Source organism: Vibrio taketomensis (assembly GCF_009938165.1).
In the GTDB taxonomy this organism is placed as follows: domain Bacteria; phylum Pseudomonadota; class Gammaproteobacteria; order Enterobacterales; family Vibrionaceae; genus Vibrio; species Vibrio taketomensis.
Map to the genome: position 1 here is coordinate 149,171 of NZ_AP019650.1, position 22,222 is coordinate 171,392.

Sequence of the window (22,222 nt, forward strand, 5' to 3'; positions counted from 1 at the left end):
AAGTGCGGTAATATCGATGTGGTCAACCCTGCCTGTAGTGTTCATATATGAGCGATAGTAATACCCCTATAAACATCTTATTACCCAAACCCGCTGAATTAGTGACGTTACCATCTTATATGGATTGTCATGCTCATCAGTACACTCAGATTGTTATCGGCTTAAAAGGACAAGCTGAGTTTGAAGTCGATGGTTGTGGCAACTTGGTTGGACCAGGACAAGGGTGTGTAGTGAGTTCTGGGGTCGGCCATGCGTTTGGTGGCGTGGTTGGTCAATCGGACATTTTGGTATTAAACATGCCACAGCCAAGTCAAACAGAGCCTTTAGTTCTGCAAAAATTAAACGAGCTCAGTCCATCGCAGGTGTATTTTCAACTGGATGCCAAAATTCAACGTTTGATTCAATTGCTGGTTAATGAAATGCAGTCCAGCCCTGATGATTTGCTGTTAAGTCGTGCTTGTAATGATACGGTGGTGGCTTTGTTGCAACGCCATATCTCTGCAATGCAGGTGAGTCGCAAAGACTCGCGTTTTGATCTTGATGAGATTGATCGCTACATCGATCAGCATTTAACAAAAAAAATCTCGGTCGCTCAGTTAGCGGGCAGCGTATTTTTGGGCGAAAGCCAATTCCACAGCTTATTCAAAGATCAATTGGGGGTGACTCCGCATCAATATGTATTGAATAAACGGATTGATAAAGCGAAAGAGTTAATTGAGCAGCAAAGCCTTACGCTCGGACAGGTAGCTGAACTGACAGGCTTTTCGGGTCAAAGCACTTTTGCTCACGCGTTTACGCGTTTGCAGGGCGTGTCGCCATCACAATATAAAGAAAAGAATTGGTTAAAATATCGAGTTTATATGCTTATAAATATTACTTAAAGTGATGTGATCATGTTTATGTTTTGTTAAATATCGAAGTTTTAAGCAAATTATTCGGAGTTTTTGACAAGTATTCGCTTCGGCCTCACAATACACTGCTCGCCATTGCAGTAATTCTGCCTATCGGACAGGCGGATGTGAGATTGAGGAATACGTATGTTTACAGCAACAGATGTGTTGAACGCGGAATTTATTGAGCAGCCGCTTGATAAATTGTGGGCGTTAATCTCGCCACTCTATATGGTGGACGAATCCCAATGGTTGGCTGAGCTTCTGCCATTAGCCACGCCAACTGAGCAAGAGAAAGCGCAAATCGCGCTGGAAACCTCAAAACTGATTGCCGCCATTCGCGCGGACAAAAAATCCGTTCAGATGATCGATGCTTTATTGCTTGAGTACAGCTTGGATACTCAAGAAGGCATTTTATTGATGTGCTTGGCTGAAGCCTTAATGCGCATACCGGATACACAAACAGCGGATGCACTTATTCGCGATAAACTTTCGGCGGCGGATTGGCAATCTCACCTTAAAAATTCTGATTCGGTATTTGTTAACGCGTCAACCTGGGGATTGATGATCACAGGCAAGGTGGTCGGTCTGGAATCAACGACAACGCCGAGTCCAAGCCAAGCAATCAATCGTTTGGTGAACAAGCTGTCTGAACCTGTGATTCGTAGCGCGATGCATCAAGCGATGAAAATCATGGGGCATCAATTTGTTTTGGGCCGCACGATAGAAGAAGCGCAGAAAAATGGTCACGCGAAACGTAGCAACGGTTTTACTTATTCCTACGATATGTTGGGTGAAGCGGCGCTAACCGCGGCGGATGCGAACAAATATTTTAAAGACTACCTAATGGCGATTGAAGCGGTGGGGCGTGACTTAGCCGTCAATCCAACCGGGCAAGCGCCGTCGGTGTCGATCAAACTTTCTGCTTTACATCCGCGTTATGAAGTGGCGAACCAATCCCGTGTGATGACGGAGTTACATGACACTTTACTGCAACTGTTAATTCGAGCCAGAGAGCTAGATGTTGCCATCACCATTGATGCAGAAGAAGCGGATCGTCTAGAACTGTCACTAAAGTTATTCGCTAAGTTATTTGGACACTCAGCAGTTAAAGGATGGGGCAAGTTTGGGCTCGTAATTCAGGCTTACTCTAAGCGTGCACTACCGGTGTTACTCTGGTTGAATCGCCTCGCACAATTACAAGGTGATGTGATCCCTTTGCGTTTAGTGAAAGGAGCTTATTGGGACAGTGAGATCAAATGGTCGCAGCAAGCGGGCTATCGTAATTACCCAGTTTATACGCGCAAAGAATCGACGGATGTGGCTTACCTAGCATGCGCTCGCTTCCTTTTAAGTGATGGTGTGCGTGGTCATATTTACCCGCAATTTGCTAGCCATAATGCACAAACGGTGACCGCGATTGCCCAAATGGCAACGCATCGAGATTTTGAATTTCAACGTCTGCATGGGATGGGCGAAGCGCTCTATGACCATGTCATGGCGACTTATAAGCAGCCAGTGCGAATTTATGCGCCGGTGGGCAGCCACAAAGATCTCTTACCTTATTTAGTGCGTCGTTTATTGGAAAACGGTGCCAATAGCTCTTTTGTTCATCGCTTGGTTGACGCTCGTTGTCCGATAGAGAGTTTGACCTCTCACCCTGTGGATGAACTCGGCAGCTATGCTCAAATGAGTAATGCTGCGATTCCGTTGCCTCTAGATATCTTTACTGAGCGTCGCAATTCTCTTGGTATTAATATTGATATTGCAAGCGAAGCTCAGCCGTTTGAAGCGCAGATTAGCAAATGGATGGAGCATCAATGGCGTGCTGCCAGCGTTATTAATGGTGAGTCAAATTACGAAAGCATGATCAAGGAAAGCGGCGAAGTATATACGGTGACTGCGCCTTATGACCGCCGTATCGTCGTAGGTACTTCGGTTGATGCACTGCTTGATCATGTTTCCGCAGCCCTCGATGTCGCAGCTCAGTCTTTTGACCTCTGGAGTCAGCGTTCGTTTAGTGAGCGTGCCAAGCCATTAGAAGCGTTAGCGAATCTGCTTGAAGACAATCTCGCGGAATTGGTGGCGTTATGTCATAAAGAAGCAGGCAAAACCATTCACGATGCGATTGATGAAGTGCGTGAAGCGGTCGATTTTTGCCGTTTTTATGCCAAACAAGAAGCAGCGCTAGCTGCGCTGACGTTAACCGGCTTTGATGGCAAAGAGCGAACCATGCAGCGCCAAGCGCGCGGCGTTTTTGTTTGCATCAGCCCATGGAATTTCCCGCTTGCGATTTTTCTTGGCCAAGTGACTGCAGCGCTAGTCGCTGGTAATACTGTCGTTGCAAAACCGGCGGCACAAACCAGTTTGATTGCGACGCGAGCGGTCGAGTTAATGCTTGAAGCAGGCTTCCCAAGTGGCGTAATTCAGCTCGTTATCGGCGGGGCTGAAGTAGGCGCGGCACTAACCGCAAATACTGCCATTGCTGGGGTTGCATTTACAGGTTCAACACCAACCGCTCAGCATATTAACCGCTCATTAGCCAAACGCGATACAAACCCGGTGCCGCTGATCGCGGAAACTGGTGGTCAAAACGCGATGATCGTTGACAGTACCGCGCTCCCTGAACAAGTCGTACGCGATGTTATTCGTTCGGCTTTTGCCTCTGCGGGACAGCGTTGCAGCGCATTGCGAGTCCTATATGTACAAGAGGATATCGCAGATCGGATTATTCGTCTGATTCATGGTGCAATGGAAGAGCTGTCTGTCGGCATGCCCTATCTACATTCTACGGATGTTGGCCCAGTCATTGATGCGCAAGCTAAACACAAGCTAGAGCAACATATTGAGCGAATGGCCAGCCAATACAAAACTGTGGCGCAGTTAACCTTTAGTGATGAATGTGCACACGGTGATTTTGTGGCGCCATGTGCATTTGAAATTGATGACATTCGCGCGCTGAATGAAGAGCAGTTTGGTCCGATTTTACATATCGTGCGCTATCACGCGTCGGATTTACCACAGGTGGTCGCGCAGATTAATCAAACTGGTTACGGATTAACTCTGGGTATTCATAGCCGCAATGAGACGACATATCGCTGGATAGAAAAGCATGCTCGAGTGGGGAATAGCTACATCAATCGCGACCAAGTTGGTGCGGTCGTAGGTGTTCAACCATTTGGTGGTCAGGGGCTTTCCGGTACCGGACCAAAAGCGGGTGGCCCGCATTATCTGTTTAGTTTCACTCGTAGTGTTTTCGTACAAGCAGGGGAGGCGTGATCATGGCCCATCAAGTAGTGAGTTTTTCTAACGCCTATTCTGCTTGGGAAAACTGGAATCTGACTGACTTTGACTCAAAAATTGACGGTTTACTGTCGCTGAAAAATGCGATGAGCGAATCTCAATATTCCGCGGTGATTGGTTTTCACATCGAACAGGCGGCAAATTTGTTGTCTTTAACGCACGAGTTAGTAGGTCCAACCGGTGAAAGCAACGAGCTGTATACCTCAGGTCGCGGCGTGAGTTTACTGGTGGTCGAAAATAACAGCGAAGCTGCGCGACTCGCGGCTTTAGCGCAATGTGTTGCGGCATTAGTCGCTGGAAATAGTGTGGTGATGTGTAGCGATGATGTTGAGTTTACTCAGCAACTTGACGCTGCTTATCAGCAATCATCTTTGCCAACCAATGTCCTTCATTTTACATCTTTAGAAGCTTCACAACAGTTGCTGGAGTCGGATGTACGAGTGGTGGGTTTTGTTGGCACACAAGTAGGGGAGCGTAAGCTTAATCAAGTATTAGCATCGCGCACGGGTAGCATTGTTAGATTCGTCTCTGAGACAGATTTAACTCATTTGACATCGGTGCACGATCCTCATCTCTCGCTACAGTTCATTACTGAGCGAACCAGAACAATAAATATAACAGCAGTGGGTGGTAATGCGACGCTATTAGGGGCTTTGGACGCGGGTAAATAGCGGCTTCAGGCTAGCGCGCACACTCAACCATTTTCTAAGGGGCCACGGAGGAGAACCCGCGAAAATGGCGTTTTTACTAAGAGGAAAATCAAATGGAAAATAGCTTTGCTATTACAACCACGTTTATCGTTTACTTACTGGTCATGTTGGCGATTGGCGTCTTTGCTTATTTGCGAACGAAAAACTCGACCGACTACTTTCTAGGCGGTAGAACACTAGGGCCTTGGCCTGCGGCGCTTTCTGCGGGAGCATCAGACATGAGTGGCTGGCTACTTTTAGGCCTTCCAGGTTATGCGTATGCTGCAGGCATCGAAGCGATCTGGATTGCAGGTGGCTTATTAGTTGGGACATGGGCAAACTGGTTAGTTAGCGCTAAACGCCTACGTACATATAGTATCACGACAGAATCGTTGACGATTCCAGAGTACTTCTCGCGTCGCTTTAAGGATAATTCAAACCTAATTCAAACCATTTCAGCGTTCTTTATTTTGCTGTTTTTCCTTTTCTATACCAGTTCAGGTCTGGTTGCTGGTGGTAAGTTGTTTGAAACTGTATTTGGTTTGGAGTATTCAACCGCAGTGATTATCGGCACCTTATGTGTTGTATCTTACACGCTTTTTGGTGGTTTCCTTGCTGTATCTTGGACTGATTTGGTTCAAGGATTGTTGATGGCTGCGGCACTGATGATTGTGCCGATTGCAACGATGCAGGGCGGTTTCGGTGATGTTGTTGATCAGTTAGAAGCTATTAACCCGCAACTACTCACGTTATTTAATAATGCAGAAGGCCAACCTCTTTCTGCAATCGCGATTATCTCGTTAGTTGCTTGGGGCTTGGGCTATTTTGGTCAGCCACATATCCTAGCGCGCTTTAAAGCGACACGTAGCAATAAAGATCTGACAACTGCGCGTCGTATTGCCGTGGTTTGGACTGGTCTATCGATGCTTGGTGCGCTGATGGTGGGCGTTGTTGGTTTGATTTACGTTCACAATACGGGCAGCGTGTCACTTGATGATGGCGAAAAAATCTTCATGATCTTAGTTAACGCTATGTTCCATCCAGTGGTCGCAGGTATTTTACTCGCTGCCATTTTGGCGGCAATCATGAGTACCGCTGATTCACAACTGTTGGTCTCTTCATCTGCACTGGCAGAAGATTTTTATAAACAAGTCTTCAAAAAAGATGCAAGCTCAGATGAGATTGTAATGGTAGGTCGTATCGCGGTGATCGTGATTTCTTTGATTGCGCTATTCCTTGCAATGTCTCCTGATAGTTCAGTACTTGGTCTTGTTTCTTACGCATGGGCAGGATTCGGTGCCGCATTTGGCCCTGCAATGGTTCTGAGCCTTTATTGGGCGGGCATGAACCGTAATGGTGCGTTAGCGGGTATTATCGTGGGCGGTGTAACCATTGTGGTATGGAAGCAATTGACTGGCGGTTGGTTTGATATGTATGAAATCGTCCCGGGAATTATCTTCTCAACCATCGCGATTGTTGTTGTGAGTATGGTTACTGGCGGACCAAACCAAGAAGTACAACAGCTACACAAAGATTTCGAAAAGAAACTAGTAGAACTCGACTAATTGATAGTTTTAATTTTTGCGAGCTAACTCAGCCCTCTTAGGAGGGCTGAGTTGTATTGGCGCATTCAATTTTATGCTGTGTCACATTTTTTAGACAAAAACTTCATATTAGGGAACTTCAAGTTTATAAATGTGTCCACTGAATGGACACCTGAACACGCGAGGAGAAAGAGATGCCACAAATGTACTGCGACTGCTGCCATAAAACGACAGCCCACAAAGTTTTATTAAAGCGCTGCGATAGCGAAAAGGTATCTCTGGTGCGTTCATTTGTGAGTTTTTTTGCCACAGTTCTTCAAGGTGACCATTACGTTAAAATGGAAAAACAATATTATTGCCGTGGCTGTAATCATCAATCCATTCCAGCACCAACTGCAATATCCAATATTAAAGCCGCGTAGTTTTAATCTAGATGAACAAAAAGCGAGCCATGATGGCTCGCTTTTACGTTGTTAGGTAGGGTTTTGTTACTTAACTAATAAGTGCAGAAATGACCCCAATCACACCACCAAATACACCGCCCCAAACCACTAGCCAGCCAAGGTGTTCTTTGATCATGGTTTGCACCATCTCTTTCACTAGCTGCGGAGTCAGTTCGTTTAAACGTTGATCGATGATATTTTCGATATTGACTTTGATTTCATCCATCATCGCTGGCGCTTCAAGTTGCTCTTTCAACGCTTGTTTGACGTTGTCACTTTGGCTGATTTCAATCACCGATTGCTGCATCTTTTCAACAAATGGTTGTTTTAGCGGTTGTAGTGCCTCGGTGCCACCAAACATTGCCAACATGCCACCAAACGGTGAGTTAGCAATCACTTCAACGAGTGAATCAAACGTTGGGTTGAAATCGACGTTGGCAATCACTGGCTCAAGGTTGAGCGTTTTACCGCTGCTCATCTCTTTACTTAGGAACTTGTCGATATTGGTGTCATTAAAGAACTGTTCCATCATCAGTTGTTTGATCGCGCGCTTGAATTCTTCAAAGCGTGCTGGAATAACACCTGAACCGTATAAACCCGGTACTTTCTCAAACAGCATATGAATCGCTAACCAGTTAGTGATCGCTCCAGAGAAGGCGAACAAGCCTGCGTAGTATGCCAGTTCGTTGTTAGATGCATGGCCGCCAGCCAGTAATGCAAGCGCCACAATATTCGTGAGTAGACTTTTGTTCATAAGTAGTCGTCGATAAAAAACAATGCGCGCAAGTATACCCAACCTGTTGTCATGCAAAAAGCCCCCTTTTACAGGGGGCTTGATAGGGTATCGATTACGGTAGGATAAAGTGAGTTAAGCGCTTTGCTGCTCTTGCTCTTCAGCGCCTAGGAAGCCACCGGTTTGATGCGCCCAAAGTTGGGCGTAGATACCTTGGTTTGCAATCAACTCTTGATGGCTACCTTGTTCAACAACTTGCCCATGGTCGAGCACAATGAGGCGATCCATAGCGGCAATGGTTGATAAGCGGTGGGCGATAGCGATAACGGTTTTACCTTCCATTAGCTCATACAAGCTTTCTTGAATGGCCGCTTCAACTTCTGAGTCAAGTGCTGAAGTTGCTTCATCGAGAACCAACAGCGGAGCATCTTTGAGTAGTACTCGTGATATAGCTACACGTTGACGTTGACCACCAGAGAGTTTCACACCTCTTTCACCAACTTGAGCATCGTAACCGACGTTTCCAAATGGATCGCTTAACGTTTCGATAAATTCATGAGCATGGGCTTGCTTGGTGGCTCGTAACAGTTCTTCTTCACTCGCATCTGGTTTGCCGTAAAGAATGTTTTCACGGATAGAGCGGTGCAGTAATGAGGTATCTTGCGTCACCATGCCAATATTGCTGCGTAGCGATTCTTGAGTGACTTCAGAGATCACCTGACCATCAATTTTGATTTGACCTTCTTCGACATCGTGGAAACGCAATAGCAAGTTAACCAGCGTTGATTTACCTGCGCCCGAACGGCCAACTAAACCGACTTTTTCACCCGGCTTGATATGTAGATTTAAGTTACTGATCACGCCTTTTTCTTTGTCACCGTAGTGGAAACTGACGTTATCAAACTCAATGCCGCCTTGATTGACGGTAAGCGGTAGTGCATTTGGTTTGTCTTGAATATCGATTGGTTTGGATAGCGTTTTCATCCCATCGACGACCGTACCCATGTTTTCAAATAGCGCACCGACTTCCCACATGATCCATTTCGACATGCCATTAATACGCAGCGCAAGACCGACTGCCACAGCGATTGCGCCAACCGAAATCATATTGCCCATCCATAGGTAGATGGACAGTGCTGAGATAGCGAAAACTAATAGGTAGTTGGTAATTTCAACCGCAATATCAAAACCGGTGACCAAACGCATTTGGCGATACACGGTTTGTAAAAAGCCCTGCATACCTTCTTCTGCGTATTCGGTTTCACGTTGGCTGTGCGAGAACAGTTTTACAGTGGAGATGTTGGTATAGCTATCAACAATACGCCCTGTCATCAGTGAACGCGCATCCGCTTGCTCTGTCGCCACGTCTTTCAGCTTTGGTACAAAGTAAATTTGAATTGCAACGTAGGCGGCTAACCATGCCAACATCGGGATCATTAAGCGCCAGTCTGCTTGGGCAAGCAGCACGATAATACTGGTGAAGTAGACGGTAACGTAAACAAATACATCCATCGTTTTCATGACAGTTTCACGCACGGCCAGTGCAGTTTGCATCACTTTTGTCGCCACACGACCCGCAAAGTCATCTTGATAGAAGTTAATGCTCTGGCGTAGCAGATAACGGTGTGCCAACCAGCGGATCGACATCGGGTAGTTACCAAGCAACATTTGATGCGTAATTAGCGAGTAGAGTGACACCAAAATTGGCATCACAACCAGGATCAGTACCCCGTAAAAGATCAGTTCAGACTGGTTGTCTTGCAAAAAGGTCTCAGGATTACTGTTGGATAGCCAATCAACGAGGTCGCCCAAGGCGCCAAATAGCGCAACTTCAACGATCGCGACAATCGTCGCCATAATCGACATGGCAATGAGTGGGATTTCGAAACCACGGGTGTAATACCGACAGAAGGCAAAGATACCTTGAGGTGGTTGCTGAGGCTCTTGCTCGGGAAAAGCTTGAGTAAAACTCTCAAATTTCTTAAACATAGAAAGTCCTAGGCGCAGTCAAAGGTTAACGCAAAGATGCAGAGAAACAGCGCATGGTAAAAATTAAACTTAGCAAGGAATCAATAGAAGTAGGCAATGTTAACATCGCCGAGTCGAAGATTGGCATGCTGAGCGAGAATTAGTTAGCTATGTTAACCTTTTGCTCGCCAAAATGTAACTGACTAATTGGTGGGGATTTTAGAGTTAATAAAAAGGCCAGCGATGCTGGCCTTGTCACAGTTAGTGTGTACGTTCTGCGTATTTTTCTAGTCCAAGTACCAGTAGGATTGCCGCACACATCATCACAATCGCGATGCCGAGTTGCGAAGGCTGATTAAAGATATGCTCAAACTCAAATGGTGTTAAGTTGTGTTGTACTAGCGGAACTTGCTCACCATGTGAGTTGGTACGCCATGAAACGGTTTCTTTCCATGGCCAGATTTTTGGTAGCGTGCCAATCATTAAGCCAGTCAGGAACATTAAAGTCGTATCTCTAAAGCGTTTAAGTAGCCACGAAAGAACGTGTGAAAAACTTAGAATACCGATAACACAACCCGTCAAGAATAACGCGATAATGGTGATGTCAAACGACTTCACCGCCCCAAGTACAGGGGTATACATGCCAATTAGAAGCAGAATGAAACTGCCAGAAATACCTGGAAGAATCATGGCGCAGATAGCAATGGCACCAGCAATCACCACATTAATGTAAGTTGGTTCCATATGGAGCGGTTTTAAAACAGTGATCGCGTAAGCAAACGCCACACCGAGTAATAAGAATACCCAGCGACTAATAGTTTTTTGGTCAACTTGTTTAAGGATATGGAACACTGACACCAAAATCAGACCAAAGAAGAAAGACCAAATAGGAATTGGGTGAGTAACCAACAACCATGAAATTAATTTGGCGAGAGTTGCAATGCTGGTAAATACCCCCGCAAATAATGCGATGAGAAATCCACCATTGATATGGTTGAATGCCGCTTTAATACCGCCTTGCTTCCAGACAGAGAACAGACTTGGGTTAATGCGTCGAATGCTTTCTAGTAGCGTATCGTAAATGCCAGTAATAAATGCAATGGTGCCGCCGGAAACACCAGGCACCACATCAGCAGCGCCCATTGCGATGCCTTTAAAAAAAGTACTTATATAATTCATTTGCTTATACAACGAGTTAGAGTCGGTTGAGTATACCTTTGTTAGTGTGAAAAAATATCGACACACTCTGGCAACCTGCTTTGTTTTTGAGACTGATTACGCTTCGATGTTGGTCAAACAACATAACCCTCGGGATTATTGCAGCGACAATTTAGTGCCATCGAATTTTAAGTGGTCAAGTAGCGATTTCGCCACTTTTTTACCATCTTCATCAAATTTGACGCCGTAACGACGTTTCTGTGAGCTTTGATTGACGTTACAGATTCGGCCAGTTAGGGCTTGAAATTCTTGGTCTTTATTGGCTTTGGTATTAATGCGCAGTTGGACATGCTCACCGACGGTAAATGGTCTGGTTAGTGCCGGCGTAATATACAGGCAACCGCTCTTAGAGAGATCGCGAATTTCACAATCAATTCTATGGTTAGTGCTGTGCACTTTTGCCATTAGGTTCACTTCGTAGCGAGGTTCATTACGTAATGCGGCAGATTGCATAGTTTGGGGAATAGACATCGCAATCATGGCGATTGGCGCACGAATGACATGCAATATTTGACTACGAAAAGTAAGAATAGCGCCTTCACCGCGCGGTGAGATCGCGCGAATGGTTGCCCAGAAGCCTTCTTGGAAGAATGCTTGTAGCTTGTCGTCACTGACTTTAGGAAGCTCAACCAAAATCATATGGCTAGAGTGTGTACCAATTAAATGGCTTCGAGCACGAAAGCTAGTGCCAACTGGCGTGATAATACCGATATTCAATTCACGACCATGATCCAGCATTGATAGCCCATCATTGCCAGTAATGATCATTGATGTCCTGTTTTCATAAGACGTTGGTTGAGCTGACGTGCTCGTGGTTGTCCCGTTATGGGTTGTCATTTAGCCACCATTATCCCGGTTTATATTTTGTAATTGTTGGCTCGCAGATTTTTCTTTTGAGCCAAAGGGAATATGGGGCAATTTTAGAGAGGCTTGGCGAATAGTTCAAATCTCAATTACTATATGTCTGAATCTATTGCTGATATGTTAGTGAATTTTATGCATAAAGTGACATTTGACCAAGAATTGAAGCAATTTCGTGTCGCACTTGAAGGTGATTACAGCGCGATAGTGAAATTTGAGCAACAAGATAATGTATTTGTTATTACTTCGACCAAAGTACCGAATGAATTACAGGGTAAAGGTTACGGTAAGTTAATGATGGAAAAGGTATTACCCGAAATTGAGCGAATGGGCGTGAAAGTGATACCTGAGTGCAGTTTTGTTGTGGCGTATTTTGAGCGAAATCCTCAATGGCAGCACCTACTCGCGATGTAAACTGTAGCGCAGCGTTACTGCCGCTGCGCTAAACATTATTTGTTGATGCGCGCCATGTAGTAGGTATTAACATACTCGCCATTGCGAAACACAGAGCATTCTGCCTCGCCCTCGATGCGGAATCCGAACTTCCTATAGCAGGCGATGGCCGCTTGGTTATCGGTATTTACCTCAATTTGAATCCGCTTTATTTGTAGCCAATTGTCAGCGAGATCGAGCACGGTCTCAATCAGTTTACTTGCGATACCCATTTGATGGTAATCATCGTGTACACCAATTCCAAATTCACCGCAGTGGCGAAGTCTCGGTGATTGGGCCTGTTCAAAACCAATATTGCCCACTACTTTGCCATCGACTTCAGCGACAAAGCTGAAAATGTTATCAGGCATATTTTCAAGTCGCTTGCGCCACATGGCTTCACTGGGTTTTGGCAGTTGTAGTGTGCCCGTATAGGCTTTCGGCTGCGCATACAATTCCGCTAATTGTTTTGCATCCGATACTAGTGTCGGTCGAACGGTAATCTCCATTATTTACTCCCGATTCATCCTGAATAGTAATGATATAACACACTGAAATTAAACGTGGAAGCGCGGCTTATCGAGTCTGTATAAAAAGTAAATTAGATTGAGTTAGGCAGCATCAGTCAGTAACCTGAAGAGGTACAGTTTAAGGAACTTTTGATGAATAACTCTTCTGGGTGGAAAACCCCACATAACTACCTGCTCTTTATATCGATTATTGTGCCGATCGCTTTTTCTAGTTGGATGGCGTTGCTCAATAACTTCGTGATTGAAAAAGCGAACTTTGATGGCGCCGATATTGGCTTACTTCAAAGCGTGCGAGAGATCCCCGGATTCTTAGCATTTACGGTGATTTTTGTGCTGTTGTTTATTCGTGAGCAAAAATTCATGTTGCTGTCATTGGCGATGTTGACACTGGGTACTGCGATTACGGGCTTTTTTCCGTCGGTCGTTGGGCTGTTACTGACCACATTATTGATGTCGACGGGTTTCCACTATTTTGAAACGTTAAAGCAATCACTTGCACTACAGTGGCTGACGAAAGAGGAAGCGCCTGAGGCATTAGGCAAATATGTATCTGTTGGTGCATTAGCATCGCTTCTCACCTATGGGGCATTGTGGGTGTGTTTAGAAGTGTTCCAGTTAGAGTTTAAGTGGATTTATGCTCTGTTTGGTGGTGTCGGTTTTGTGCTTACAGTGTGGATTGCTATGAGCTTTCCTAACTTTGAAGCCAGCGTAACGCAAAACAAAAAGCTCGTGTTACGTAAGCGCTACTGGCTTTACTACGCACTCACGTTTATGAGTGGTGCTCGCCGTCAGATTTTTACCGTGTTTGCGGGTTTTCTGATGGTGGAACGTTTTGGTTATTCGGCCTCAGATATTACGCTCCTGTTTTTAGCTAACTACGGTTTTAACTTTCTTTTTGCTAAAAAAATCGGGCGCTTTATTGGGCAGGTAGGGGAGCGCAAAGCGCTCGCATTTGAGTATATTGGTTTGATTGGTGTATTCGTTGGTTATGCGTTTGTGCAAACCGCCGAATGGGCGGCGGCGCTTTACATCATTGATCATCTATTCTTTGCCTTGGCATTGGCGATCAAAACCTACTTGCAGAAAATAGCCGATCCGGCGGACATGGCTTCGACAGCGGGTGTCTCATTTACGATTAACCATATTGCAGCTGTCGTGATCCCTGTGACCTTTGGCTTTATCTGGCTCGTATCACCATCTGCGGTATTCTTTATTGGCGCGGCAATGGCAGCTGTGTCGCTACTATTGTCATTGAATATACCGGCAAAACCAGCAGAAGGTAATGAGGTGCGCGTACTGAGCTGGCGTTAGTGAGGCTGTGACTGGCAATATTGCGAATATTGTTGGCAAATGAAAAATCCGAGTTATTAAACTCGGATTTTTTATGTCGTTGAAATCGCTTAGCTTATTTTAGAACGGATACCAAAATAGCTGTGTATCCGTAACTTTTTTACCAATCGCAGCGGCCACGACCAAGGCAATCACGACCAGCGTGAGCGCGTCTTGACGCGTAAGCGGGCGTTGGTTATACCATGTTCGGCCGTTATTACGACCAAAGCCACGCAGTGTCATCGCATTGGCAATTTCATCAGCTCGATCGAGGCTAGAGAAAATCAGAGGGCCTAAGATTTTTGCCACATTTTGCAAGCGAGTATACAAGGGTGCATTCTTTGACAAATCAAGCCCGCGTGCTTGTTGAGCATGCATAATATTGACGAAATCTTGCTTAACATCTGGCAAATAGCGCAAGGTGAGGCTAACGGCATAAGCAATCTTATAAGGCACACCAATACGATTTAAACTTGCTGCGAATTCTGTTGGATGTGTGGTAAACACAAACACTAAGGCCGCAGGCAACATACTGAAGTACTTTAAGCTAACTGCAACCAGATAAAATAAGGTTTCTTGTGTAATCGAATATGGCCCTGGTAGCGCTAACAGCACGGTATTACTACCCATATATTCACTGCCTTGCTGCGGTGACAGCATAAACATAAAGACTGCGTTAGTCATCAGGACGCCAACTGTGCCGATTAACAACGGCTTGTATGATGAAAATGGCACTTTGGTCATCTTCAACAGGGCTAATCCCAATGCAATCATTGCAAGAATGATACGAATATCAAACGTGGTCAAAACCACGGTAACCCATGCCATAAAGAAGGCAAATTTGGTAATACCGTTTAATTTATGCAGTGGTGATTTGGTATCCACATAGTTAATACCAAACTTCATTTTTGAACTACTCATGCGGCAGGTTTCTCTAGAGCAATGAACGTTTGCATAAATTGGTTTTTGTCCTCAATTTGCAGTTTGTCAGCCAGATCGTAAAGGCTGGTGGTGGTTAAGTTAGCTTGGTCCAGTAATGCTGGTTGACTGAACACGGCTGTCATCGGTTGGTCAGCAATCAACTTGCTATCCGCTATCACGATAGAGCGAGTGGTATACTCAAGAACTAGGTGCATATCATGCGAGATGATCATCACGGTAATACCTAACTCTCGATTCAACTTGTTAATGAACGCCAACATTGAGGTGTAATTACGGTAATCTTGACCTGCGGTTGGTTCATCCAAGATCAGTAACTTAGGCTCAAGTACGAGAATCGCAGCAATCGTCACACGTTTCTTCTGACCGTAGCTTAATGCGCTGATTGGCCAGTGGCGGTATTTATTTAGGCCACATAGTTCAAGCGTGCGCTCAACTTTAATTTTTATTTGCGCTTCATCTAGGCCCTGATTACGCAGGCCAAAAGCGACTTCATCAAAAATCATATGGTGCGAGATCATATGATTTGGGTTTTGCATCACAACCCCGATCTTCTGGCTACGTTCGAAGATATTAAGCTCCGTCAGTTCTTGGCCATCAAAGGTAATGCTGCCAGCATCGGGTTCAAGCACGCCCATAATCAATTTTGAAATTGTTGACTTGCCTGATCCGTTCTTTCCGAGAATAGAGACAAATTCCCCCTGTTGAACGTCAAAAGAAACATCCTCAAGGGCGTTACGCTCACCGTCATAAGAGTAGGTAAGGCTGCGTAGTTGCAGTAAAGGCGTTGACGGGTTGTTGTCTTCAATCATGTTTGATGGAGTCCTCCAAGATTGAAACGCAGGTTGATATTCTGTCACTGGCAGAGTCGCCAAAGACGAAGGTTTCATCTCGGCAGAAATAGAACAGTTAGCCGCTTTTAACGCTGAAAGATAGAGCGGTTCTCGAATGCCGTGCTTTGTTAATAGTGGTGAAGCAAGCATCTCATCAGGCGTCATATCCGCGATGATTTCACCGCTTTCCATCAAAATGATACGGTCAATAGAGCGGTGCAATACATCTTCAAGACGATGCTCAATAATCACGATGGTTTTTTTTGTGCGGCGATGAAGATCATCGATAATCTCAATAGTCTTACGTCCGGTCTTTGGATCGAGTGCAGCTAACGGTTCATCAAACAGCAGAATATCAACGTCATCAACAAGAATACCGGCTAGAGAGACACGTTGCTTTTGACCGCCAGACAAATCATGCGGAGCATGATCCAGCAGTTCTTCAAGTTCGACCATTTTTGCCGTTGCTTTAACCAACGGGTACATATCGATATTTGAGACTAATTGGTTTTCGAGCGCGAATGCGATGTCTTCGCCCACACTAAGACCGACAAATTGGCTATCTGTGTCTTGCAAAACAGTGCCAACTTGTTCGGTATAGCCGTGCAGATCTAACTCACTAATGACTTTGCCACCAATCGTCAGTGTGCCAGTTATGTCACCGTTAAATGAGTGTGGGATCAGACCGTTTAGACATTGACCTAACGTTGATTTACCACTGCCACTTGGGCCGATAATTAGTACTTTTTCACCCTTGGCGATTTTTAAATTGATGTTCTTTAGGGTCGGATTTTTTAATGCATCGTAACGAAAAGAGAAATTTGAGAATTCAATGCTCATTAACGATTAAGCCTCAGTTAAATTGCGGTTCATCGCATTACGTTGTGCGACTTTTTTAAGAATTTTATAGCCAACAGCGGCAATCAGCAGCGTGTTACCGGCCGCGATAATAGTGAGCTGAGTGAATACTTTCAGGAAGGGTTCTGCGTATAGGATGGTATCGAGAAATGCAGAACTACCGTAACCAATCACGTGGCCAATAAAGGCTAAGGTGACAAACAAGACGTAATCTCGCGTGGTGAAAATACCATTACGCAGATTGTCTCTGGTCAAAATAGGATAAAAACCGATCACTAAGCCAACAATACCGGAGCCAAGCACCCAGTTCAGCCAAATACCCCATCCAGCGAATAAGTCCGTGACCCAGTGACCGATAAATCCCACCAAAAAGCCAACCAGTGGGCCAAAAAGCACGGAAAATAGTGCCAGAATTGCCATAGCAGGTTTAAGCGTTGTATTAGCAAATACGGGAATACCAAACATTGGTAATCCACCGATGCCATATAGCGCAGCGCCAATCGCGATAATGACAACAGTTTTAGCGGAAAGATTCATAGGAAACCCATGGTCGGAAAATATAAAAGCCTTATATAAGGCCGCTTAGCCAAAGATTTATGCGACTCAGGTCACATTTAGGCGGCGGATTATACATAACAAATGGCATCAAGGAAAGCTAACTATCTAGACGTCTAAACTGATAAATTTCACAACAGTTTTTGTCTGTTTTTGCAGCTATTTATCGTATGGATAAGTGTAGAAGAGAACGTGACTTATCGGGGAGTGAAGATAGAAATGAGTGGTGCCCAAATCACGTTGAGCACCACTGTTCATCGGTTAATGATCTAGATAGAGGTAGTTTTGCCAACTTTTCATTCGAATCAATACCTTGCGCATTATTGATACGTGAGTAAAGCTGTCTGAGTAAACCGCAACTTCTACGGCGGTGCCCAAAGGTAACCCGTATTGCTTGATATCATCGGTTAACTTTAGTGTTACTAATACACGTCCGTTGGTACGTAGTGCATCCGTGCCAATTAGGGCACCTCTGGCTTGAAATTGACTTTCACCAATCGCAGGGATAACGTCAATAACTTCCCCTTGGAACACTGTGCCCGGTAAGGCGCGGAAAATAAACTCTGCTTCAAATCCTGACTCGAGACGCAATAGCGAGTTTTGACGAAATGCTGCCGTGTAAACGCGATCTTCCGTATGCACGTAAGTCATCACAGGTGCTAGCGGCAATGGAACGGCCATTACGCCTGGGCGCAGCGCGAGCTGAGTTGCAAAACCGTCAGTCGGTGCATACACAGTCGTTTGCTCTAAATCGAATTCCGCTTTGCGCAAGTCAGCAAGCAAACGGGCTACCGTGGTATTTTGTCCGCCAATTTCAGAGTCCAAAGCTATCTGAGCTTGCTCAATATTGGTGTTGGCAACATCAACCGTCGCTTCCGCTGCTTTGTAGGCTTGTCTTCTTGTGTCTAATTGTTGAGCCGTGAATGCGCCTTTATCGTAACCACGCTGGTAACGGGCAAATTCACGTTGAGCTTTGTCTCGCTCAGCAACCGCTTTGGCCAATTGTGCTTCTGCTTGTTGTAAATTAGCTTCAAGACCAAGTGCACCTTGGCTGGCTTCTTTGACTTGTGCGGTTAGCTTATCGACTTCCGCTTGATAAGGGACTGGGTCAATGCGAAACAGCACATCCCCTTTTTTTAGCGGTTGGTTGGCTTCAACGGGCACTTCGATGACTCGACCACGCACGCCAGAAACAATGGGGGTGGTTGAAAATACTTGATTGCCTATTTGCGTATAAGGGTGGTTGTAGTTCATCAGCAGGATTAATGTACCTACGAGAACAACACCACCTAAAACTGCCGTCGGAACGGTCCATTTGTTTAAAGGAATATTGAATACTTTAAAGATGGTAATGCAAAGTGCGGCGTAAGTGAGAATTAACAATAAATCCATATCATTGCTCCTTCTCTTGTGCGTCAGATGACGGAGTGGCTTTCGTTTGTGCCTCAGGCAAGTTTGGTGCGCTCAACTTATCGACTTGAGTCTGTAATACATTGACTTGATCGATGAGTTGTTCCAAACGGTGGTGAAGGTCGTGTTGCTCTTCTTCTAAACGGTGGAATCCCCATCCACGTTCTTTTCGCCACAATGTTGCCCAGATCCAAAGGAATGGCCACAATACGTGGAGGGTGAATAGACTTACCCAACCGGCATAGTGAATGGCATCTTGGTGAGGGTGTTCGCGGCTTTTGGCTATTTCGTAAGGGATATCATGAATGGCTATCACGCCATAAAAGAGAACTAAAACGACGAATATCAGCAAACCTAACGCAAAATAATCGAGAAACATTTTACCGTCCTTGTAAATATGATTTCTCGTAATTATATGTTTAAGTTGTTAAAAATAAATTAAAATACTCGTCGTTTGTTTCTTTTTGTTGCATTATCTATTCGCAGCACACTTGATTGCGGCCATTGGCTTTTGCACGATAGAGCGCTTTATCTGCTCGATAGAAAGTTCGCTGCGTGTTTTCACCTTCACGATGAACGGTAATACCAATGCTTATGGTTAGACCGCGCTCTCCTAGGATCTCTTGCCAATCAAAATCATAGATTCGTTGTCGGTAAGTTTCAGCATGTAATTCAGCTTGTTGGATATTCGCTCGCTCCAAAATGACCAAGAACTCTTCTCCACCAAAACGGACACATGACGCGCCTCTGAAGCGGAAATACTTAGAGAGTTCCGTCGACACGTTAACAATGGCTTTATCCCCTACGAGGTGGCTGAGCTCATCATTGATTGACTTGAAGTGGTCGATATCGATGACCAGTAGCGTAAATGGCGTCTCATGCAGCAGTAACTCTTTCAGTTTGCCATCCAACCAACGACGGTTATGTAGATTGGTTAACGGATCGGTAAACACGTCTTGTTGTAACTGAGCCACGGCATGCTTCTGGTTTTCCGTGGTTTCTTTCAGTTCACGGTTTTCAATTTCAGACAGAATCAATTTGAGTTGAAGCTCAAAGCGAGACAAACGGCGTAATTGACCGGCACCCAATTCAGAAATCGGGATTTTCTTCATTAGATCATTTTCAATGCGAAACGCGTTTTGCTGATAACGCAGTGCCTCTTGATATTTTTGCTGTCTTTCACAAACATTGGCTAAGGCATTACAAAGGCGCAAATTGAGAATGGGTGAGGCGGTGCGCTCAACACGTTGGTGCACACTTTCAAATACCCAATTCGCGAGGTGTACTTTACCTAGATCCGTCAAGCAACTGCCAAGCTCCATACGAATCATATTGGAAAGCCAGTTGGTATTGATATTACCCGATGAATATTTTACGTGGCCTAAGCACTTGATCGCTGCCTCAAGCTCACCCGCTTGACGATGTAAAATCGCTTGATAAAGCAAGATTTGCCCCGTGAGCACTTTGTCACTGACTAGAATACTGAGCTCTTCACATTCTTTGATTAATTCTTGTGCGGCTTTCATTCGTTTTGAATCAATCAAACAGCAAAGTTTGTAAAGCTTGTAGCGAAGACGCAACGAGCGACTGCTGATCGCATGATCAATGCTATCAATTTTTTGGTAGTAACGCAGTGCTCGAGTGTGGTCACCGTAGGCGTCACACAAGTTAGCCATACCAATAATCGCCCTCACGTAGGCATCAATTTGGCTAGTTTCGACCGCAATGGTTGAGCATGAGATGTACTCTTCTAGCGCGGTGGTAAAGTCGCCATAATCAACTAACCAATCAGCGAGATAGCCTTTGATTTCGAGAATAAATTTTGCGTCTTCTGGTAGAGAAAGTAGTGAAAGCGCTTTACGTAGCTCGTCGATCGCTTCTTGATGTTGGTTTAATGAGGTACGAAACTCGGCACTAAAAACCAGAGATTGCGCCTTTTCAATCGGATTCGAAGCAATATGCTGTTGGACATGATTCCAAAACACCAACGCTTCCTCTCCGGAAACGGAAGAGGCATCAAGTCCGGCATCAGAAATTTTGTTTAGAAACACTTCCATTATGCTTGTACCTCAACTTGGAATTGAAGCAAATCCTCGTCAAATAATGACTCTTCTTCTAGTTGTTCAAGCGTAAAAGGAAATGCGAGGATATTGTGTAATTCTACAATCGGGGTTTTGTTTGATTCGCCGCGACGTTGCCAAGGGTAGATAGCCATCATTTTGCGTAGAATATCGTAGAGTTGTTGCGCTTTCTCTTCTGTCTCTGACACTAAAAAACCGATGCGTTCAGTACTGATTCGAGACAAAAGATCGTCGTCGTTGCACAAGGTGTGCGCAACTTCAAGGCAAATGTCGAGGTTCTCGCCTTTCGGTTGGAAAATGGTGATTACTGAATAGTGGGTTTGTTTTAGCTGCGTTTTGAACAATACTAGTTTTTCCCACCAATAGTTTTCGGACACGACTTGGCTCATGTGTTTATTGGGGTCGTATTCGTATTGTGTGCGAATACGGTTTATTAATTTGAATGCGCGCTTTTCCAGTAAACGCTTGGAAGCGCGAGCCTTATCGTTCCCCTCGCGGAAAGTTTGTTCGCGCAACATACCGACTGAGTTTTCTCGATAGCGTTTAAACGCGTCGAGTGCCGCTTTGAAATCACCTCTTTGTTCTGCCACTCGTGAGAGTTGGAAGAGAATTTGAGAGAGTAATTCCCCATCTTCAAAGCTAATGGCCGCAGCTTCTGCCACCTGAAGTAATTCTGTTGCTTTGGTTGGGTTATCTCGCATTGCTTCCAGCCGTGCTCGGCTCAAGTAAGAATGCGCACGCATCCATATTAAGTCATGCTGTTCAACCAGTTGTTGGGCTTTTTGCGTGGCGATGTCGGCATCTTCGAGTCGCTCAAGTCCAAGCATGGCTAGACCACGAAAATCCCAAATCTCAGCTTGCCAGGTTGCATCATTGTGATCTTGCAGCACTTCTTCAGCACCATCGAGTATCGACAGCATTTCAACGTGATGGCCTAACAGTTGGAGATCCCAAGCGAGCAGAATTCGTGATTTGCCTTCCAGCCAGTCAATACGTAGGCTGTTGGCTACTTTTACCGCGAGTTCATGCGTTGATTTTGCTAACTCGTATTCACCGAACACACGCCAAACATTACCAAGGCCGATTAAGGCTTCAATTTGAATGTGAGTATCTTCGACCAGCGCCGATTGCTCTAATGCGCGAATCCAATATTGCTGGGCAGAATAAAATTTTGCTTGCCCCCAAAGTTGAAGAGCTGTGATGTGAAGGATTTCAGGCAAAGCATCATCATTGTCGATTTGGATCAGTCGGCTATAGGCATCACGGATGTGTTTTAAGCCCTTGCGAAAATCCATCAGAGACCAATGGCAGCGAGAAATAACGATAAGGCTGTGGATAACGCCTTCTGGGAAAAGGATCTGGTTGGCTTTCACCATGCACAGCTCAGCCGCGTCGAGAACCGCTTGTGGGTCTGACTTGATGCGCGGTTTTAGCTGCTCAAGCTCTTGGAAGAGCAGTTGCTGGTTTTTATCCAATTAAGTAATCCTTCACTACATCACCCGGCGATAGGCACAATCGACGATTAATACGTTCGTATTATAAAAAAAGTGCACTTTAGTGTGCCATAAAAAGTGTTAACTGTGCGACAGTTTGATGGCGGACTTCA

18 protein-coding genes are annotated in these 22,222 nt (G+C 45.1%); 6 read left to right on the forward strand and 12 right to left on the reverse strand.

Annotated elements, in window-relative coordinates; genetic code table 11:
• The first annotated feature begins 47 nt into the window (after window positions 1-47).
• The 4 genes from Vt282_RS14445 to putP all read left to right on the forward strand — a co-directional run bounded on the left by Vt282_RS14445 (window position 48) and on the right by putP (window position 6,447).
• On the forward strand, window positions 48-881 hold the full coding sequence (locus Vt282_RS14445; RefSeq protein ID WP_162063830.1) for a helix-turn-helix domain-containing protein: 834 nt from the start codon (window positions 48-50) through the stop codon (window positions 879-881).
• Window positions 882-1,037: 156 nt separating this feature from the next.
• Complete coding sequence (gene putA, locus Vt282_RS14450; RefSeq protein WP_162063831.1) at window positions 1,038-4,169, forward strand: bifunctional proline dehydrogenase/L-glutamate gamma-semialdehyde dehydrogenase PutA; 3,132 nt, start codon at window positions 1,038-1,040, stop codon at window positions 4,167-4,169.
• A gap of 2 nt (window positions 4,170-4,171) precedes the next feature.
• Window positions 4,172-4,864: a 1-pyrroline-5-carboxylate dehydrogenase gene (locus tag Vt282_RS14455; protein WP_162063832.1), complete on the forward strand. Its 693-nt coding sequence runs from the start codon at window positions 4,172-4,174 to the stop codon at window positions 4,862-4,864.
• A 92-nt stretch (window positions 4,865-4,956) separates the two neighbouring features.
• Window positions 4,957-6,447, forward strand: a complete 1,491-nt coding sequence (gene putP, locus Vt282_RS14460; protein WP_162063833.1) for a sodium/proline symporter PutP — start codon at window positions 4,957-4,959, stop codon at window positions 6,445-6,447.
• Between the two features lie 471 nt (window positions 6,448-6,918).
• On the opposite strand, the gene Vt282_RS14465 is transcribed toward putP, so the two are convergent.
• The 4 genes from Vt282_RS14465 to Vt282_RS14480 all read right to left on the reverse strand — a co-directional run bounded on the left by Vt282_RS14465 (window position 6,919) and on the right by Vt282_RS14480 (window position 11,625).
• On the reverse strand, window positions 6,919-7,623 hold the full coding sequence (locus Vt282_RS14465) for a DUF445 domain-containing protein (RefSeq protein WP_162063834.1): 705 nt from the start codon (window positions 7,621-7,623) through the stop codon (window positions 6,919-6,921).
• 114 nt (window positions 7,624-7,737) lie between these two features.
• A complete protein-coding gene (locus Vt282_RS14470) occupies window positions 7,738-9,591 on the reverse strand; it encodes an ABC transporter ATP-binding protein (protein ID WP_162047773.1) in 1,854 nt (617 codons plus the stop codon).
• A gap of 240 nt (window positions 9,592-9,831) precedes the next feature.
• A complete protein-coding gene (locus Vt282_RS14475; protein ID WP_162047774.1) occupies window positions 9,832-10,749 on the reverse strand; it encodes a polyprenyl-phosphate transporter in 918 nt (305 codons plus the stop codon).
• 135 nt (window positions 10,750-10,884) lie between these two features.
• A complete protein-coding gene (locus Vt282_RS14480) occupies window positions 10,885-11,625 on the reverse strand; it encodes a PilZ domain-containing protein (protein WP_162047775.1) in 741 nt (246 codons plus the stop codon).
• A 159-nt stretch (window positions 11,626-11,784) separates the two neighbouring features.
• Here Vt282_RS14480 and Vt282_RS14485 point away from each other — a divergent pair, with 159 nt between their 5' ends.
• Entirely contained in the window at window positions 11,785-12,063 is a 279-nt protein-coding gene (locus Vt282_RS14485) for a GNAT family N-acetyltransferase (RefSeq protein ID WP_162047776.1), read from the forward strand.
• Window positions 12,064-12,098: 35 nt separating this feature from the next.
• On the opposite strand, the gene Vt282_RS14490 is transcribed toward Vt282_RS14485, so the two are convergent.
• Window positions 12,099-12,590: a GNAT family N-acetyltransferase gene (locus Vt282_RS14490; RefSeq protein WP_162063835.1), complete on the reverse strand. Its 492-nt coding sequence runs from the start codon at window positions 12,588-12,590 to the stop codon at window positions 12,099-12,101.
• Window positions 12,591-12,743: 153 nt separating this feature from the next.
• On the opposite strand from Vt282_RS14490, the gene Vt282_RS14495 reads away from it, so the two are divergent.
• The gene (locus Vt282_RS14495; RefSeq protein WP_162063836.1) at window positions 12,744-13,922 is read left to right on the forward strand and encodes an MFS transporter; all 1,179 of its coding nucleotides are present in this window, start codon (window positions 12,744-12,746) and stop codon (window positions 13,920-13,922) included.
• A gap of 99 nt (window positions 13,923-14,021) precedes the next feature.
• On the opposite strand, the gene Vt282_RS14500 is transcribed toward Vt282_RS14495, so the two are convergent.
• The 7 genes from Vt282_RS14500 to Vt282_RS14530 all read right to left on the reverse strand — a co-directional run bounded on the left by Vt282_RS14500 (window position 14,022) and on the right by Vt282_RS14530 (window position 22,091).
• On the reverse strand, window positions 14,022-14,861 hold the full coding sequence (locus tag Vt282_RS14500; protein WP_162063837.1) for an energy-coupling factor transporter transmembrane component T family protein: 840 nt from the start codon (window positions 14,859-14,861) through the stop codon (window positions 14,022-14,024).
• Entirely contained in the window at window positions 14,858-16,552 is a 1,695-nt protein-coding gene (locus Vt282_RS14505) for an ABC transporter ATP-binding protein (protein ID WP_162063838.1), read from the reverse strand. Before Vt282_RS14505 ends, Vt282_RS14500 begins: the two co-directional genes overlap by 4 nt.
• 6 nt (window positions 16,553-16,558) lie before the next feature.
• Window positions 16,559-17,107 (reverse strand): ECF-type riboflavin transporter substrate-binding protein, encoded by a 549-nt coding sequence (locus Vt282_RS14510; RefSeq protein ID WP_162063839.1) that lies wholly within the window; start codon window positions 17,105-17,107, stop codon window positions 16,559-16,561.
• A 279-nt stretch (window positions 17,108-17,386) separates the two neighbouring features.
• Window positions 17,387-18,517 carry an HlyD family secretion protein gene (locus tag Vt282_RS14515; RefSeq protein WP_162063840.1) on the reverse strand — a complete coding sequence of 377 codons (1,131 nt, stop codon included), beginning with the start codon at window positions 18,515-18,517 and terminating at the stop codon, window positions 17,387-17,389.
• A gap of 1 nt (window position 18,518) precedes the next feature.
• Entirely contained in the window at window positions 18,519-18,914 is a 396-nt protein-coding gene (locus Vt282_RS14520) for a DUF3302 domain-containing protein (RefSeq protein ID WP_162063841.1), read from the reverse strand.
• 97 nt (window positions 18,915-19,011) lie between these two features.
• A complete protein-coding gene (locus Vt282_RS14525) occupies window positions 19,012-20,592 on the reverse strand; it encodes a GGDEF domain-containing protein (protein ID WP_162047784.1) in 1,581 nt (526 codons plus the stop codon).
• A complete protein-coding gene (locus Vt282_RS14530; protein WP_162063842.1) occupies window positions 20,592-22,091 on the reverse strand; it encodes a tetratricopeptide repeat protein in 1,500 nt (499 codons plus the stop codon). Before Vt282_RS14530 ends, Vt282_RS14525 begins: the two co-directional genes overlap by 1 nt.
• Window positions 22,092-22,222 lie beyond the last annotated feature (131 nt).

What these genes read in the sequence shown, in the direction of transcription:
- Vt282_RS14500 (WP_162063837.1), bottom strand. Translation starts at nt 14,861, where the DNA reads ATGAGTAGTTCAAAAATGAAGTTTGGTATTAACTATGTGGATACCAAA.
- Vt282_RS14480 (WP_162047775.1), bottom strand. Translation starts at nt 11,625, where the DNA reads ATGACAACCCATAACGGGACAACCACGAGCACGTCAGCTCAACCAACG.
- Vt282_RS14475 (WP_162047774.1), bottom strand. Translation starts at nt 10,749, where the DNA reads ATGAATTATATAAGTACTTTTTTTAAAGGCATCGCAATGGGCGCTGCT.
- putP (WP_162063833.1), top strand. Translation starts at nt 4,957, where the DNA reads ATGGAAAATAGCTTTGCTATTACAACCACGTTTATCGTTTACTTACTG.
- Vt282_RS14520 (WP_162063841.1), bottom strand. Translation starts at nt 18,914, where the DNA reads ATGTTTCTCGATTATTTTGCGTTAGGTTTGCTGATATTCGTCGTTTTA.
- Vt282_RS14445 (WP_162063830.1), top strand. Translation starts at nt 48, where the DNA reads ATGAGCGATAGTAATACCCCTATAAACATCTTATTACCCAAACCCGCT.
- Vt282_RS14505 (WP_162063838.1), bottom strand. Translation starts at nt 16,552, where the DNA reads ATGAGCATTGAATTCTCAAATTTCTCTTTTCGTTACGATGCATTAAAA.
- Vt282_RS14495 (WP_162063836.1), top strand. Translation starts at nt 12,744, where the DNA reads ATGAATAACTCTTCTGGGTGGAAAACCCCACATAACTACCTGCTCTTT.
- Vt282_RS14525 (WP_162047784.1), bottom strand. Translation starts at nt 20,592, where the DNA reads ATGGAAGTGTTTCTAAACAAAATTTCTGATGCCGGACTTGATGCCTCT.
- putA (WP_162063831.1), top strand. Translation starts at nt 1,038, where the DNA reads ATGTTTACAGCAACAGATGTGTTGAACGCGGAATTTATTGAGCAGCCG.
- Vt282_RS14515 (WP_162063840.1), bottom strand. Translation starts at nt 18,517, where the DNA reads ATGGATTTATTGTTAATTCTCACTTACGCCGCACTTTGCATTACCATC.
- Vt282_RS14485 (WP_162047776.1), top strand. Translation starts at nt 11,785, where the DNA reads ATGCATAAAGTGACATTTGACCAAGAATTGAAGCAATTTCGTGTCGCA.
- Vt282_RS14470 (WP_162047773.1), bottom strand. Translation starts at nt 9,591, where the DNA reads ATGTTTAAGAAATTTGAGAGTTTTACTCAAGCTTTTCCCGAGCAAGAG.
- Vt282_RS14510 (WP_162063839.1), bottom strand. Translation starts at nt 17,107, where the DNA reads ATGAATCTTTCCGCTAAAACTGTTGTCATTATCGCGATTGGCGCTGCG.
- Vt282_RS14465 (WP_162063834.1), bottom strand. Translation starts at nt 7,623, where the DNA reads ATGAACAAAAGTCTACTCACGAATATTGTGGCGCTTGCATTACTGGCT.
- Vt282_RS14490 (WP_162063835.1), bottom strand. Translation starts at nt 12,590, where the DNA reads ATGGAGATTACCGTTCGACCGACACTAGTATCGGATGCAAAACAATTA.
- Vt282_RS14455 (WP_162063832.1), top strand. Translation starts at nt 4,172, where the DNA reads ATGGCCCATCAAGTAGTGAGTTTTTCTAACGCCTATTCTGCTTGGGAA.